The sequence below is a fragment of the Puniceicoccaceae bacterium genome (assembly GCA_040224245.1).
Classification (GTDB): Bacteria; Verrucomicrobiota; Verrucomicrobiia; order Opitutales; family JAFGAQ01; genus JAKSBQ01.
Genome location: JBEGIR010000099.1, coordinates 51729 through 67950, shown reverse-complemented (window position 1 = coordinate 67950; position 16222 = coordinate 51729). Strand labels below are relative to the sequence as shown.

Below are 16222 nucleotides of genomic sequence, written 5' to 3'. Positions count from 1 at the left end.
CTCCGACGAGTTTTAAGCCCATTCTCGATAGCAGAGCCTTCGCAGCCCTCGTCCCCGAAAGAAACTTGCACCAAACCCATAAATCGAACATCAAACTCATCAAGCCACCTCGAGTTTCAACAATAAATGGGACACCCCCTCATCCGGGGTGGGCTGCGGTTTTTTCTCCACCCACAGTTACACAGCACCAAAAAGGTTTTGGTAACCGACTCGTTGGGGTTATTGCAGCTCCGATGGATCGAAGCGTTTTGAGTTCGGCAGATGCCGAACGGTGTTTTGAGAAATCCTGGGTTCAGTATCTGAAACAATCAATCGTATCAGACCCAACCCAACACTGTACTCATCGAATCTTCTCTCATGGCGATTTCCCTATCTTGCGTAGGGCTCCCGCTCGTCGGGAGCCGCCGTTCCAACTTCAGCATTGCGTCAGGCATCTCCAACACTGAGCCAGCCTTCTCCATCAACCTGCATCTACTTGAAATTCAACAAATGAACCTGCGGTGCCCATATGACTTTGGTCCAGCCAAAGTCCCATATTTTCTGGGAAACAGAATTTCAATTCTGAACTAGCGAAAGGTTAAAGGCTTCGACATCAAGCATTTCCGCTTCGCCATCGCAGCTCCGCTGCACCCCTCATTATCTGAGAAATCTGTGCAATCGGTGGTTCACATTCTTTCTTTCTAAACCACAGATTTCGTAGAAAACACAGATAGAATTGAGTCGAGACCCATCGCCCAACCCTGTTCTTGTAGCATCTTCTCTCATGGCGATTCCCCTATCTTGCGTAGGGCTCCCGCTCACCGGGAGCCGCCGTTCCAACCCGCCATGCCCCTCCTCCCAAGGCATCATCCCCCGTAGCGGAATTTGGAAAAATTTCGACCCCTGGACATTCGAAAACCTCAACGGCTCGACCTTTCCCAGTAACAGGTTCAAGACCCACCCCCAAAAAACCTGTTGCGCATAGCGCATCCTGTTGGGCTGGCCTCGCCAGTCCATCCAGTGAAGCGCAGCTGAACGATGTTCCGTCCTCAGCAGTGCGTCAGCCTTCTCCATCAGGCATTTCTACTTCGCCATCGCAGCTCCGCTGCACCCCTCATCATCTGAGGAATCTGGGCAAACGGTGGTTCAAACTCTTTCTTTTATGAAAACTTCAACCACAAAAGGTACAAAACACACAAATCCCAAAGGGTTTCGACGGTTGATCGTGCTTACCACCGATCCAGTGGACTGACCACCCCATGCCGGCTTGCGCATGGCATGAGAACTCATGCCCTTTATGGTTTAAACAACTGAATCAGGAAACATCGGCTGGCGAATGTCAGACTCTCATGCTTTGACGATCAGATAGCTGCCTGCGCCGATCATCAGACCGCCTGCAGTTGTGCGCGCGAGGGTCTGCATTCGGCGGTTTTGGATGCGGCGCACGATGCGTTGGGCCAGAAAGGCGTAGACGAGTTTGACCCCACCGACAGCGAGCAGGGTCACCAGAACAATGGCGAGAACATCGGTTGTGCTCAGGGTTGATAGTTCAACGACAGTGGGGAAGAGACTCGCGTAGAAGAAGATTGCTTTGACGTCCCCGAGGGTGAGCAGGAATCCCGCAGCAAAACTCGTGAGCATGGAAACGGGACGTTGCGGCGACGTTTCGACCGAAAGCTCGCTCCGCGTCCGCAACAGACTGATTCCGAGCCAGATGAGATAGGTTCCACCTGCAAGCTTCAGCACGGCAAAAAATGCTCCCATGGTCTCTGCCAGAAACGACATCCCCAGAAGTGCCAGAGCGACAAACACAAGATCACCGAGAACCACTCCTGCGGCTACAGCCACTCCATGGCGAAAGCCTCCTGTTGCTGAGCGCGTCACGACCAGTGCCACACTGGCACTGGGCATGGCAGCCAAGCCGAGCATGATGATGAGCAGGGAAAAGGCGGCGAATGGAGTCATCGGGCGGACTTATCGAAATGTTCAGTGAAGTTCATGCAACGAAAAATGTTTTGGCTACGACTATCGGTCATGGGAGATTGAATGAAAAATGTTTTCAGTTGGGTCGTTTGATGCGAATTACCCGACCTCCGACCCAGTATTCGTCGGCACCCAGGCGAGCGAGTGCATCCACTTTTTCGGCATTGACATGCCAGCGTTCGTTGACGGTGTCGATGACGTCATCGGAAATGTGTATCGAGTCGATCTGCCCAAAAATGATCGCCTGCGGCAAATCACCGACATAGGTCACATCGTGGAAATGACAGCCCAGAGCAATGCTGGGCGCCGCCAGACGGGGCAGGGGAAAGCCGTTGAAATCACAAGTGGACAGACCCAGTTGTTCCACTTCCGAAGTACCAAAAGGTAAGGTTGCCGAGCTGTGGGTGACGTGTTCTGCCATTGTGGCGGATGCAATGTGCACCACAAAGTGGCTGCGTTCCAAAATGTTGCGACGAGTATCCTTGTCGCTTCCATCGGGTTTTTTCCCAATTGAGAGCATCAGCAAAGGCGGTGCACTGCTAACGGGTGAAACATAGGAGAAGGGTGCCAGGTTCAAACTGCTGTCCCCATTGTCGCTGAGCACCCATGCGACGGGTCGAGGGATCAGCGTTTGGGTCAGAGTGAAGTAGCGCTGGGACGCGCTCAGTTGATTCATCTCGATGTGCATGGTTGTAGGTCCGTTCAGTTGGCTGGCAGCGGTTTTACGATTTCGTCCAGTTTGGCAGCTTCGATGGCGATCCCTGCAGCATCACCATCCCCAAAAATAGAATCCATCTTGCAAGGTGCGCAAGGAAATGGGTGATGCGAGCCTACAATCCATGATTCCAACTTCGCCAGCAAATTGGAACCCTTTCAAAACTCCACGATTTGCCGTTGATCCGATGTTGTGGTGTCATTTGGCATGGAAATGACGTTGCAGGATGAACACCTCCACGCCGCTCAATGCACTTGAGAAATGTTGTTTCCTGGCACAGAGTATCGGGATGGAACCAGCACCTGCAGATGCGACCCCCACGATGGGCAGCCTGGGAAGCGAGTTCTCCTCCATCTGGGATTCGTTCCTGAGCTGGGCAGGGGAGTGGATTCCATCGATGCTCCAGCCGTGGAATGCGTTTGCGCTGGCGCTGACACTGTTGCTCTTCCTCATTTCCCAAGTGTTGGGTAAACGCATCCAGAAGCACATGCACGATTGGCTGCACTCTGTTGAAGGTTGGCCACAGTGGCGACTGCGATTCGCTGTGGTGCTGCAGCAGCGTTTGCCGGGTATGCTGTGGGTGTTGCTGCTGTGGGGGTCCGTGGTCGTGACGCGAGAACTTGCAGGTCCTCCCCGTGCGGTGTTGCTGGGAGTTGCGGCGAATTTGGCGACCGCCTGGCTGGTGGTAACGCTTGCGACGCGCATCATTCGCAATCACATGCTTCGCGATCTTGTGCAAAAGGTCGCACTGGTCTGGGTAACCCTGAACATTCTGGGAGTTACGGATACGACTGTGCAGCTGCTTGATTCCATGGCAATCGAGTTTGGAAAATTGCGACTGTCCGTATGGCTTGTGGTGCAGGCCGTGTTGATTTTGGGGACCTTGTTTGTGGTTGCACGAGTGTTGTCGCGAAGCTCGGCGAATCGCATTGAAGCGCAGCAGGACATCAGCCCCTCCATGCGGGTGCTGATCGTCAAGTTGATGCAGGTTGCGCTCTATGGAGCTGCTTTTTTCCTGGGATTGAAGGCGGTGGGATTTGACCTCTCCGGACTTGCGGTATTGTCGGGGGCAATTGGACTGGGGCTCGGGTTTGGTCTGCAGAAAGTGGTGTCAAATCTGGTGTCTGGATTTATCATCCTCCTGGATAAGTCGGTGAAGCCGGGCGATGTGATCAGTCTTGGGCAAACCTTTGGCTGGATCGATTCGCTGGGGGCGCGCTATGTTTCTGTCGTCACCCGTGACGGAAAGGAATACCTCATCCCCAACGAGGATTTCATCACAGCTCAAGTGGTGAACTGGTCGCACTCCAACGAATTCGTACGCATTGATCTCGAGTTTGGAACCTCGTACAGCGATGATCCCCATCTAGTGCGGCGAGTAGCGGTGGAGGCGACACTGAAGGTGCCGCGAGTCTTGAGCGATCATGAAGTGCGCTGTCACATTACCGGATTTGGGGACAGCTCGATCAACTATGTGCTGCGATTCTGGATTCGGGACGCACACGAAGGTCTGGCCGGAGTGCGTGGAGGTGTGTACCTTGCGCTTTGGGATACCTTCAAGGCGCACGGCATCAGCATCCCCTTCCCGCAGCGCGAAGTGCGCGTGCTCAATCCAGCCTCCGGATCACACGATTCGCTGGATGGATCAGCGTAACCTGCCTGGTGGACATGTATTCAGGGAATGGGCTGTGCTTCCGGATCGGTGTGAAAATCCGGAAACCCTTCCTCAAGGCTGTTGTCGGAGGGGTGGAAGCTCAATGTTGAAACGGTAATCGTGGCGATCCAGAGGAATGCGCTGGCGGGTTTCATAGGTATCAACCCGCACCTCGCCGTTGTCCATGACATGCACAACTCGGAACATGGGGCGATGACGTGTCGCGTCTGGAAGTTTTGTGCGTTCAAGTGCCGGGATGTGCAGATAGTGGACGGAGCCGATTTGTTTGGAGTGTTCGACGCGATCCATATCCAGATGCAGGTCCCCGGATATCACGACCTGAAGGTTCGCACGAGTCACCACCTCAGCTGCAAATCGGGGATGAGTGACCCCTTTTTCCGGGTTTTCAGGGAATACACCCACCTGCGCGGCATGAACGAGCAACATAACCGGCTTGGGGGCAAGATCATCAATGGTTGTCAACAGCCAGTCGATGCCTTCGTCGCTGAACTGACGACTGTAATCCGGTGAAGCAAAGACGAGTGCAATCGCATCGCGTTCGATCACATAGCGGGTTCCCTCGATCATGACTTTTCCCTTGTTCCATAGATTGGCAAATTCAAGAAAGCGTTCGACTGAAGCACCGTGCTCCTCGTTGCCCATGATCGGATAAAAGGGAACCTTCAAACTGCGAAGGTGAGGCGTGACGGCCACATATTGCTCGAGCGTTCCCTTGTGCGGAAGGTCTCCAATTCCTGCGGCAAACTCGATGATGCCAGCAGCTGCGAGACGATTGATGTCGTCAACAGCGTCACTAAGGTTGGGGAAACGCGCTTCCGGTTTGGGTTCGGCATCCCCCAGAATTGCGAAACTGAGTATGCTCTCAGGACTGGCTTGCAAGGCCGGAATGAGAGCGGTGAGCAGTCCGGTTAGAAGAGCGATCAGGCGGATATGGGAATGGGTCATGGTGATTCAGCCGGGTTCGCACGGCGATGCGGCTAAACCTACTGATATCCCCGAGTGATGTGCAATCGTGGAAGTTCGCTCTTCTGTTAAGGTTTCGTAACCTGAGGCATCGCCGAATGGGGCATGGTTCGTCGAGCGAGGGAGCGCAATGCTGGTCAGGAATCGGCTTGAATGGAGTCTACGAACGCCTGGTAATCGGTGTAAGCGTCAAGACGCTGGCGCGCGTGCGCGCAGGTCTGCGGATCGACCAGACCGGTATTCTCGGCGAGAAAAATGAGGTAGCGTGCGACATTCTGACAGTAGCGCAGGCGCCCTTCGTCGGAGATCGAATAGAAACGCTTGCGCTGGGCATAACCCAAGGGACTGTGATCGCCCAGGGCTGACTTGTCCGCGCGACCTTCGGAGGCCAGCACATAGAGAAAATTGTACTCAAACCAGAACATCAGGTTTGGGTCGGCGGGCAGTTCACGCAGGGCTGCCAGGCAGGTGCTGACATCCTGATAAAGTTGTGCGGGTTCCTGTTGCTTCAGGGTCGCATAAGCGTCACGGATGAACGAGCGTGCCATGTCGCGCTCGGTGGCCTGATCACTGAAAGCACCCCTGGCGGCAAGCTGCACTGTAAAATCAAACCAGTCGGACCAGAGTTGTTGATCAACGGGGTTGGGGGAGGCGTGCAAGGCAACACCCATCTCGTAGGTGTAGCGTCCACTGGTTTTGATCTCCAGATTTCCCTTGGTGACCCGGCCCATTACCTGATAGTTCTCGGCGGACTTGCCGGAGCCGGAATGAAAGCCGATGCTTACGCCGAAAGGTTCACACACTTTCCACTGAGACTGAATGAGTCGTTCGAGTGCTGCGTTATCGGGATAGGGCATGTTTTTCTGAAATCCAAACGCTGGTGCGATGAACTGCACGGGCATGCCCATGAGATCGCAGAGCGCGAGCATCACGACCGTGGTCTGCGCAGTGGTGAGACCTGGTAGTTCATCGATGGACAGTTCACGCAGGTAATGTTGTCCTACCTCATGGGTGAAAGCCTTCTCCCGCGCGGTGCGATATTTGTCATCCCGCTGCTTCATTTTCTGCATGGCAGGCCACACGTAGCAGAGCAGGGAAATGAGTTCGTCCTCCGGCAAATCGTATCCGGCAGAAGCGACCTGATCGCGCAGTCGCTGCACCAGGCCTGAGTCAATGTGCGTGCGAACCCAGGCATTGCGCGCTTCTGCGGCATCGGGCACGCGTGTTTGACTCAGCTCAGGTGAGAGATCGAAGGTGATGTAGCTGGCAAACAGACAGCCCTCGACCAGCGCATCCTCGCGCTCATCAAACTTGCCTCCGATGGGCTGGTGGTCGGCGTTAAAACTCCAGGGGATGCGGGCGTGGTGAAACCCCGTCTTGAGTCCTTCGATGATGGCCCCCTGGCTCATGCCCTGAACGCTCTGTCCCTGATGTCCCTCGGGTACATCGGTTCCGATGAACGGAAACGGAACCGTGTCGAGTTCATTGGCGAGCATTTGATCAACGTCGTAGACCAACTCGCGTGGTATGCTGTTCTGATTGGCAGTGAAGCCGATATGGAGTGCTCGCATCGCCCAGAATACCCCAGGCCAGTGCAGTGAAGTGAAGCGCGCACCGACCCCAATGGTGCTGTGAGAGAGATTGCCCCGGGTGCTCGGAAAGATGGTGCTTTCCGGATCGCTGCCCTGCACCAGATTCTTGAGCGCGATCAGGTTTTCGTAGGTGCAGGGGTAGTAATCGATTCCATCGAGCTCCATTCCCTGCCCCAAACCATCGCAACTGCTGCCCTCTTGCGTGAGTTGGCACTTCCAGGCGTGGTCACCTGTGGCATCGCTTACGAGCGTGATGGAGCCGGAGGGCAGCTGGATCTGACTGGCGCAGTGCTCAAGGATCGAACCTCGACGGATGTTGTCCTGAAGTCCACTCCAGTCCAGGCAGAAATCCGGGCTGATACAGGGATTGTTGGCAATGCGAATGTTGTGCTTGAGCAGGAATCGGTTGATCGGTTTCACAATACGTGGGTTGGGAGACACTGATTTTGGAAAAGAGATGCGGGGAATGGACGCGTTGACACATCAGCCCAGCAGGGAGGGCAGCCACATGCTGATGGCCGGGATGTAGCTGATGAGCATCAGCGCGACAATCATGGCGATGTAAAAAGGAATCATCGCGCGCGAGACCCGGGCGATGTCGCCCTTGCCCACACTGCAGCCCACAAAGAGGCAGGTTCCCACAGGAGGGGTGCAGAGACCGATGCAGAGATTGGTGATCATGATGATTCCAAAATGCACTGGGTCGATGCCCAGTGACGCGCTGACGGGAGCCAGAATCGGCGTGAAGATCAGGACTGCCGGTGTCATGTCCATGAAGATGCCGACTGCGAGCAGGAGCAGGTTGATGGTCAGCAGGATGATGATCGGATTGTCGCTGATCCCCATCAGGAAGGCGCTGAAGTGTTGGGGAATCTGTTCTGCGGTCAAGAACTGGCTCATGGCCCGGCTTGCGGCAACCAGCAGCAGCACAACCGCCGTCGTGCGCAGCGCACGGTAGAGGATGTGATGAAGGTCGACCCACTTGATTTCACGATAGACGATCACTGCGAGCAGAAATGCCCAGAGCACGGCGATGGCAGAAGCTTCGGTCGGAGTGAAAATGCCTCCGAGAATGCCGCCGAGCACGACCACGACGAGAAGCAGACTGGGAAAGGCATCGAATCCCGTGCGCAGGATTCCCTTTTCGCTCTTGTCCATGCCACCAATACCCTGCTTCAAGCTGATGAAATAGCAGAGGATCATGATCATGAGGCCCACCAACACTCCGGGCATGATGCCTGCGAGGAAGAGTTTGGCGATGGAGACATTGCCCATGGACACCGCATACACGATCATGACATTGCTCGGTGGAATGAGCAGCCCGGTTGTTGCGGATGTTGTCGTGAGTGCGATGTTGAAGTCGCGATTGTAGCCCTTGCGGTTCATTTCCGGAATCAAGGTCCCCCCGATAGAGGAGACGGCGGCGGCGGCGGAGCCGGAAATGGCGCCAAAGAGCATGCAGGTGAGCGTGTTCACCCAGGCCAGTCCCCCCGGAAAGCGTCCAACCAGTGCGCTTGCAAAATCGATCAGGCGCCGTGCCTGTCCACCCGCGCCAAGGAATTCGCCCGCGAGGATAAAAAACGGAATGGCGAGCAAGGTGAAACTTTCGGGTCCCGATGCCATATCAGCGGCAATGGTGACCAGCACCTGTTCGTATCCCAGTGCCCATGCTGATACGGCCGTGACGGCAGCCAGCACAATGGCAATGGGAACGTTGATGCACAAGAGTACGACAAACAGTACGATGAGAATGACAATGGCGACACTCATGCCTGCACCTCCTCTCCAGCGGCTTGATCGTTACCGGTAAGAATGGCGATCACCATGCTCAGGTTGAACCAGAGAATGAAGGTTCCGTTGAGCGGAATCGAGAGATAGAGCCACGCTTTCTGGATACCCAGTGTGGACATCATCTGGTCGGAATCGAGACGCTCCATTGTCAATGAGCTGCCACCCCAGACCATGACCAAAGCCACAAATGCAAATACCAGAATGTGCCCCAGAATGGTGGCGAGCCTGCGCACATCCGGATCGAAACTGTTCACCAGCAGGTCAATGCCGAGGTGTGCCCGGTCGTGGTAGGCGATGGCCGAGCCACAGAAAACCAGCCAGACGAGCAGGAAGGTTGCGAGTTCTTCGGTCCAGCGGATTTGACCGCCAAAGAGATAGCGCGAGCTGACGCCGAGCACGACGTCAACGATCAGCAGAACAAAAATGGAGATGGAAAGCCCTGCGAGAATGCGGTGCAGCAACTGGGTGATCGTTTGCATGATGGATGTTCCTTTGGGGGTTACCATTATTGCACATCCTGGATGCGATCATAGATGTCACGGATGTCACCCGTGGCATACTTGTCGATCACGGGTTGTACCGCCTGGCGGAAAGGCGCAAGATCAACCTCAAGAATTTCGACCCTGTCTTCGCGCTGCATTTGTTCCAGAGCCTCCTGTGTGGATTTTGCCCAGAGATCGCGCTGAAAGACGGTGGCCTCCTGCATGGCCTGTTCCAGCCACACCTGTTCCTGTGGTGAGAGTCGGCCCCAGATTTTTTCACTGATGATCACAATATCCGGAATGCGCGAGTGGGCATCGAGCGTGAGATACTTGCAGATTTCGCTGTGACGGGACGAGATGATGCTCGGTGGGTTGTTTTCCGCACCGTCGACTACTCCCTGTTTGAGCGCGGTATAGAGTTCACCCCAGGGAATGGGAGTGGGGGAGCCACCCATGGCCTGAACCATGTCCATGGCAACTGGGTCCCGCATGACGCGGTATTTTTTCCCGCGCATGTCCTGCGGAGAGTAGATGGGAGAAGTGGAGTAGAAATTCCGGCTGCCTGAATCGAAATATCCGAGACCAATGAAACCGCTGGGCCGACCGTCATCCCGGGTGGCAAGCCGCTGCAGCATTTCTTTACCGATGGGACCTTCGAGCACAGTCCAGTAGTGGTCGGCGTCGCGAAAAAGGTAGGGTAGGCTGAAGACCTTCAGCACCTCGACAAAGTTTCCCATCGGGGCAGAACTGGTCTTGGTCATCGCGAGTGTGCCCATTTGCACCTGTTCGATGCATTTGGTTTCATCGCCCATCTGTTCGGATGGGAAAATGATAATTTCCATGGCTCCTCCCGACAGTTCCTTGAGGCGTTCTGCCATGAACTCGATGCCAGCGTGAACCGGGTGAGTTGTGGGCAGCGCATGGCCGAGTTTGAGCTGTTGTACTGAGCGTGCACCCGCCTCTCCGGTATGAAAGTTTCGGGAGAGCGCGGCAAAAAACAGACTGCTTATGATGCAGCCGATGGCGATGCCGAGAATGAAGTAGGATGTGGGTTTTTTCATGAGAACAGGGGTTGAACGAGACGTTGTCGGGGCGGGGTCATTTGAAAAACGATTGGGCGTTGCGATAGGCAATGTTGCGCACGATGGAGCCAACATGCTCCATCTGGCCCGGGATGATACCCTTTTCGATGTCTTCACCGAGCAAGCTGCAGAGCAGTCGGCGGAAATACTCGTGGCGTGGATAGCTCATGAGGCTGCGCGAATCGGTCAGCATGCCCACGAAGTGAGCGAGCAGACCCAAGCTGGAAAGCGCATTGAGCTGCCATGTCATGCCTTCCCACTGATCCAGGAACCACCAACCACTGCCAAACTGGATTTTGTGTTTGACCCCCGCCTCGAAGAAGTTTCCGCACATGGTTGCAAAGGGGTAGTTTTGGGCGGGGTTGAGATTGTAAAGAATCGTGTGGGGTAGTTTTTCACGTAGGGAAAGCTCGCCGAGAAGGCAGGTCAGCCCGGTAATCTGGCTTTCGTCGTTGATGGAATCGCAACCGATGTCGGCGCCAAGGGTTTGGAAGAGGTGGGCATTGTTGTTGCGGGCGGCACCCAGGTGCAGCTGCATGACCCAGTTGCGCTCGGCGTAGCCCTCGCCGAGAAAGGCGAGCAGGTTACCGGCAAAACCTTCGGCTGCCTGTGGATTTGGAGTTTGACCCTCGCGGGCGTGAAGAAAGATACGTTCGGCTTCGGAATCTGCGGCGATGTGGGTCGGGCAGTGGCTCAGTCCATGGTCGGATGCGCGGCAGCCCATGGCGTCAAAAAAGTCCATGCGCTGCAGCAGGGCGGACTTGAGGTCGTTGAGGCAATCGATGGAGTCACCCGTAACGGACTGCAGCTGGTCAACCCATGCATTCCACGTAACAGTATGGTCGATGCCCAGTGCCTTGTCGGGACGAAAAGTGGGGGCAACGGTTGCCGGACAGTCGCTGCGTTGCAGTGTTGCGTGATCGTTGAGCGAATCGGTCGGATCATCCGTGGTTCCGATAAAAGCCACATTCATGCGCTTCAAGATGCCCCAGGTTGTGAGATCGTCGCCCTGTAGCTGAGCGTTCGCACGTTCCCAGATGGACGGAGCGGTGTCTGCATCGAGCAACTCGTGAATTCCGAAATACCGAGCCAGCTCGAGGTGAGTCCAGTGGTAGAGTGGGTTGCGCAGCGTGTAGGGAACGGTTTTTGCAAATGCCAGAAATTTTTCGTAAGGGTCGGCATCACCCGTGCAGTATTGCTCATCAATGCCGTTCAGGCGCATGGCGCGCCACTTGTAATGATCTCCGGCCAGCCAGATTTCGTAGAGGTTGGAGAAGCGACGGTTTTCGGCAAGATCTTTTGGCGAAAGGTGACAGTGATAGTCGAAGATGGGTTCGTTGGCCGCGTAGCTGTGATAGAGTTCACGGGCAGTTTCGGTGTGGAGCAGAAAGTGATCGTGAATGAAGGCAGTCATGGAATTTTGGGGTGTGGTGGTGACGTGAGCAGGTAGACTCAGTGGAGTTCGGACGACTCACTCAATCGATGGAGTGAGCCGTCCGATCCTGTTCATTTGGGTTCTGATGCAAAAGGGAAAAGGGGTAGAAAACAGATGAAGTTAGCTGCGGATTTCGTTGGCCTTGGCGAGTGCCTGACGGGTTTGCTCGGTGATGAGCTTCCACTCACCGTTGTTGATTTGTGAACCAGTAGCGAGCCAGGAACCCCCGATGGTGAAGACCTCTGGCAGGGCAAGGTAGTCGGCCATGTTCTTCAGATTCAGTCCTCCCGTCGGGCAAAACTGAATGCCGTAAGACTGGAAGGGAGCGTTGGCTGCCTTGAGGTAGCTGGCACCTCCCGCAGGTTCGGCGGGGAAGAATTTCAGCCTGCGATAGCCGTGTTCAAAGGCGGTGGTGATTTCGCTTGGAGTGCAGACCCCGGGAATGAAGGGGACATCGTTCATTTTGAACACCCGAAGGATTTTGCGGCTGAATCCTGGAGCCAGACCAAAGGTTGCACCCGCATCGATGGCTTGTTGGGCAAGGGCTTCGGTGATCACAGTTCCGGCGCCGACCCGCATTTCGGGGAGTGCTTTGGCGATGCGGCGGATGGATTCCAGAGCCGCTTCCGTGCGCAGCGTGATTTCGATCCAGTTGAGTCCGCCTTCCAGCAGGGCTTCCGCAAGTGGGATGGCTCGCTCGGCATCATTGATTACGATGACCGGCATAATGAGCGGATTGTTGGTTTGGTCAAAGAGGGACATGGAATGTTGGATTTTGGGATTCAGTGAAAAGTGGAATGATTTCGGAGGGTCGGTGACTTGTGCGGTTAAAGAGGTGCTTTTGGGATGATAAGGGAAAGAGGCCTCCGGTGACCGGAGGCCTGTTGTGAATTCTGGAGTCAGGCATTCAGTTGCGGACGATTGGGCTTGGGCCAGTCGATGTGAAACTTGAGTCCCCGTTCCTTGTCCGTGCGCTCATAGGTATGGGCGCCGAAGAAGTCGCGCTGTCCCTGGAGCAGGTTTTGTGGCAAATTGGCGGTGCGATAGCTGTCAAAATAGGCCAGGGCACTTGAAAAGCACGGTGCTGGAACCCCGTATTGCGCCGATGCGACCACGACCTTGCGCCAGTGGTCCTGTGCTCTTGAGATCTCATCCTTGAAGAAGGGATCGAGCAGCAGATTTTTCAGACCGGGATTGCGGTCATAGGCTTCCTTGATTTTTTGGAGAAAGCTCGCGCGAATGATGCACCCACCACGCCAGATCATGGCGATTTCTCCAAAGTTGAGTGTCCAGCCATATTCTGCTTCGGCTGCCTTCATCAATTGAAAACCCTGCGCATAGGAGCAGATCTTGGCGCAGTAGAGCGCATCGTGAATCGCTTCCAGCCAAACATCGCGGTTCAGTCCTTTGGGATGTTCGGGACCCTGCAGTTCGCGCGAAGCGCTCACGCGTTCCTCCTTGATTGCACTGATGCAGCGCGCAAACACGGCTTCTGCGATGGTTGCAGCGGGAACGCCCATATCCAGCGCACTCACGCTCGTCCATTTTCCAGTGCCCTTCTGTCCAGCAGCGTCAAGGATGACATCGACGAGCGGCGCACCGGTTTCCGGATCGCTTTGACCCAGTACCTCGGCAGTGATTTCAATCAGATAACTATTGAGCACCCCTTCATTCCAGCGCTTGAACACATCAGCCATTTCGGAAGGCTTCATGCCGAGCAGGTTCCGCATCATATCGTAGGCTTCGCAGATCATCTGCATGTCGCCGTATTCGATGCCATTGTGCACCATTTTCACATAGTGGCCGGCTCCATTTTCGCCGATGTAGGCAGAGCAGGGAGTGCCGCCCTTGACGGGATTGCCCGGAGTGGCTCCGCGAATTTCGTGTCCGGTATCATCCACCTTTGCGGCGATGGCGTTCCAGATGGGTTCGAGTGATTCCCATGCGGTGCGAGTGCCACCGGGCATGAGGGACGGACCAAAACGTGCGCCTTCTTCACCTCCGGAAACACCACTTCCGACAAAATGAAAGCCCTTGTCACTGAGTTCCTTTTCACGCCGGATGGTGTCTGTCCATTTGGAGTTTCCGCCGTCGATGATGATGTCTCCCTTGTCGAGCACCTGGGTAAGCTGTTCAATGACGGCGTCTGTCCCGGCACCAGCCTGCACCATGATCACGACTTTGCGTGGCGTTTTCAGTGAGGCGACAAATTCACCGAGATCTTCAAAACCGACAAGCGTATCGCCGAGATAGGTGTTGTCAGCGAGAAATGCCTTGGTCTTGGATGCGGTGCGGTTGTAGACCGAGATCCGGAAGCCGTGGTCGGCAATGTTCAAAGCCAGATTTTGTCCCATAACGGCGAGTCCGATGAGACCGATTTCTGATGTTCCTTCAGTCATGTTGTGATTGTGTGGTTGTGCGCGGTGCCTTCGTGCCCGCGTCAGTAATCAATGCGGAAAGTGGTCGGATGAATCAAGTGGATTAGTCAGCGTGATGGCGTTGGGGTGGGTTTAGATGGTCATGGCATTAAAACCGCCGTCGACGACCAGTTCGTGACCGGTGATAAAACTACCCGCCTTGTCGCTGGCGAGCAGCAGGGTTGCGCCGATCAGTTCTGCAGCTTTTCCAAAGCGTTTCATGGGGGTGTGTCCCATGATCTGCTCAACGCGTTCGGGAGTGAGCACCTTGCGGTTTTGCTCGGCAGGGAAAAACCCGGGAACGAGCACATTGACGCGCACTCCGGTGGCAGCCCATTCCCGCGCCAGATTTTTGCTGAGATTGTGCACTGCTGCCTTGGATGCGGAGTAGGTGAACACGCGGGACAGCGGCATCAGTCCGCTTGCCGAACCGAGATTGATGATGCTGCCGGAACCCTTGGCAACCATGTGTGCTCCAAAGATCTGACAGGCCAGAAAAGTGGCCTTGAAATTGACCTGCATGATCCCGTCCAGCTCGTCCTCTGAAACCTCGAAAAATGGAGTTGCCGAGTTAACACCGGCACCGTTGATCAGGATGTCTACCTTGCCGAATGTTGCGACGACCTCATCGAGTAATTGTTGCAAGGCGACCCGAGTGGAGACGTCGGTGCTGTGAAACGTAGCCGACCCTCCTGCTTCGGCGATTGCCTTGAGGCGGGCCTCGGCCTTGCTGGCACTGCGGCCGACGATCACGACGGTTGCCCCTGCTTCGGCGAGACCTTGGGCCATGGCGCCGCAGAGTTCGCCAGTGCCACCGATGACCACGGCGGTTTTTCCAGTCAGATCAAAGAGTTGTGCAGTGTGGGTGTTCATTGGGTGAGTTGGGGAAGTGTAAGGGTTTCAGCAGTAACACAGGAGGGAACCGCACAGGCGTATGATGCAGCGTGCGCAACAACGCCCGGGTTCCCACTTGGAAATCAGCGCACGACGCGTGCTCCACCACCTCCCATGATCTTCTCGACCTCCTTGACAGTTGCCATGGAAGTATCGCCGGGAGTGGTCATCGCGAGTGCGCCGTGGGCAGCACCATAATTGACTGCTTTCTCCGGATCACCGGTGGTCAGGAAGCCGTAAATCAAGCCACTGGCAAAGGAATCCCCACCGCCGACGCGATCCAGGATTTCCAGTTCCGGGTAAGCACGGGACTCAAAGAAGTTTCCATCATGCCAGACAATCGCACCCCAGTCATTGACTGTCGCCGTGCGCACCTGGCGCAGCGTTGTAGCGGTGGCCTTGAAGTTCGGGAATGCGGCTACGGCGGTTTGGATCATCTTCTTGAAGGCATCAATTTCAATGTGGGAGATGTTTTCATCCACGCCCTCGACCTCAAAGCCGAGAAAGGCGGTGTAGTCCTCTTCATTGCCGATCATCACATCCACGTATTTTGCGATCTCGCGATTGACCTCCTGTGCTTTTTTCAGCCCGCCAATTGCGTTCCAGAGGGAAGGTCGGTAGTTGAGATCGTAACTGACAATGGTGCCGTGTTTGTTTGCTGCCTTCACGGCTTCGATGGTGGTTTCGGCTGCGGTTTCGCTCAGTGCGGCGTAGATGCCACCCGTGTGAAACCAGCGAACTCCGAGCGTTCCAAAGAGATATTCCCAGTCGATGTCACCGGGTTTGATCTGACTGGCCGCAGTGTTGGCCCGGTCGGGCACGCCGACGGCTCCACGGATTCCAAATCCACGTTCAGTGAAGTTGAGTCCATTGCGCACCTCACGCCCGATGCCGTCGTATTTTTTCCACTGCACGAAGGATGTATCCACGCCGCCCTGAAGGATGAAATCCTCGATCAGGCGACCGACTTCATTGTCCGCAAATGCGGTGACGACCGCAGTTTTGAGTCCGAAGCACTTGCGAAGCCCTCGGGCGACATTGTATTCGCCGCCGCCTTCCCAGGCCTGAAACTGGCGGGTGGTTCGCACGCGGCCTTCGCCCGGATCGAGTCGGAGCATGACCTCGCCAAGGGAGACCTCGTCAAATTGACAGGATGATTTCGGTTTGATGGATAGTGGCATGATGGTCTGAAATGAATGAGTTTGGGTTGAATC

Annotated in this window: 13 protein-coding genes; 1 reads left to right on the top strand and 12 read right to left on the bottom strand. The window is 55.4% G+C overall.

Annotation, left to right across the window (positions count from 1 at the left end; genetic code table 11):
- Positions 1–1326 precede the first annotated feature (1326 nt).
- Positions 1327–1944, bottom strand: coding sequence for a LysE family translocator (locus tag ABQ298_16410; GenBank protein ID MEQ9825967.1), 618 nt, complete (start codon positions 1942–1944; stop codon positions 1327–1329).
- 94 nt (positions 1945–2038) lie between these two features.
- Positions 2039–2638: a flavin reductase family protein gene (locus tag ABQ298_16405; GenBank protein ID MEQ9825966.1), complete on the bottom strand. Its 600-nt coding sequence runs from the start codon at positions 2636–2638 to the stop codon at positions 2039–2041.
- Positions 2639–2903: 265 nt separating this feature from the next.
- On the opposite strand from ABQ298_16405, the gene ABQ298_16400 reads away from it, so the two are divergent.
- Positions 2904–4331 (top strand): mechanosensitive ion channel domain-containing protein, encoded by a 1428-nt coding sequence (locus ABQ298_16400; protein MEQ9825965.1) that lies wholly within the window; start codon positions 2904–2906, stop codon positions 4329–4331.
- 72 nt (positions 4332–4403) lie between these two features.
- On the opposite strand, the gene ABQ298_16395 is transcribed toward ABQ298_16400, so the two are convergent.
- The 10 genes from ABQ298_16395 to ABQ298_16350 form a co-directional block, all read right to left on the bottom strand.
- Positions 4404–5297 carry a serine/threonine protein phosphatase gene (locus tag ABQ298_16395; protein ID MEQ9825964.1) on the bottom strand — a complete coding sequence of 298 codons (894 nt, stop codon included), beginning with the start codon at positions 5295–5297 and terminating at the stop codon, positions 4404–4406.
- Positions 5298–5452: 155 nt separating this feature from the next.
- Entirely contained in the window at positions 5453–7327 is a 1875-nt protein-coding gene (locus tag ABQ298_16390; GenBank protein MEQ9825963.1) for a tagaturonate epimerase family protein, read from the bottom strand.
- A 63-nt stretch (positions 7328–7390) separates the two neighbouring features.
- On the bottom strand, positions 7391–8677 hold the full coding sequence (locus ABQ298_16385) for a TRAP transporter large permease (protein ID MEQ9825962.1): 1287 nt from the start codon (positions 8675–8677) through the stop codon (positions 7391–7393).
- On the bottom strand, positions 8674–9177 hold the full coding sequence (locus ABQ298_16380; GenBank protein ID MEQ9825961.1) for a TRAP transporter small permease: 504 nt from the start codon (positions 9175–9177) through the stop codon (positions 8674–8676). Before ABQ298_16380 ends, ABQ298_16385 begins: the two co-directional genes overlap by 4 nt.
- Positions 9178–9203: 26 nt before the next feature.
- Entirely contained in the window at positions 9204–10241 is a 1038-nt protein-coding gene (locus ABQ298_16375) for a TRAP transporter substrate-binding protein (GenBank protein ID MEQ9825960.1), read from the bottom strand.
- A 37-nt stretch (positions 10242–10278) separates the two neighbouring features.
- Positions 10279–11676, bottom strand: coding sequence for a glucuronate isomerase (uxaC, locus tag ABQ298_16370; GenBank protein ID MEQ9825959.1), 1398 nt, complete (start codon positions 11674–11676; stop codon positions 10279–10281).
- A 141-nt stretch (positions 11677–11817) separates the two neighbouring features.
- A complete protein-coding gene (eda, locus tag ABQ298_16365) occupies positions 11818–12459 on the bottom strand; it encodes a bifunctional 4-hydroxy-2-oxoglutarate aldolase/2-dehydro-3-deoxy-phosphogluconate aldolase (GenBank protein ID MEQ9825958.1) in 642 nt (213 codons plus the stop codon).
- Positions 12460–12596: 137 nt separating this feature from the next.
- Positions 12597–14096 (bottom strand): NADP-dependent phosphogluconate dehydrogenase, encoded by a 1500-nt coding sequence (gene gndA, locus ABQ298_16360; GenBank protein ID MEQ9825957.1) that lies wholly within the window; start codon positions 14094–14096, stop codon positions 12597–12599.
- Between the two features lie 111 nt (positions 14097–14207).
- Positions 14208–14987, bottom strand: a complete 780-nt coding sequence (locus tag ABQ298_16355) for an SDR family oxidoreductase (protein ID MEQ9825956.1) — start codon at positions 14985–14987, stop codon at positions 14208–14210.
- Between the two features lie 104 nt (positions 14988–15091).
- Positions 15092–16189 (bottom strand): sugar kinase, encoded by a 1098-nt coding sequence (locus tag ABQ298_16350; protein MEQ9825955.1) that lies wholly within the window; start codon positions 16187–16189, stop codon positions 15092–15094.
- Positions 16190–16222 lie beyond the last annotated feature (33 nt).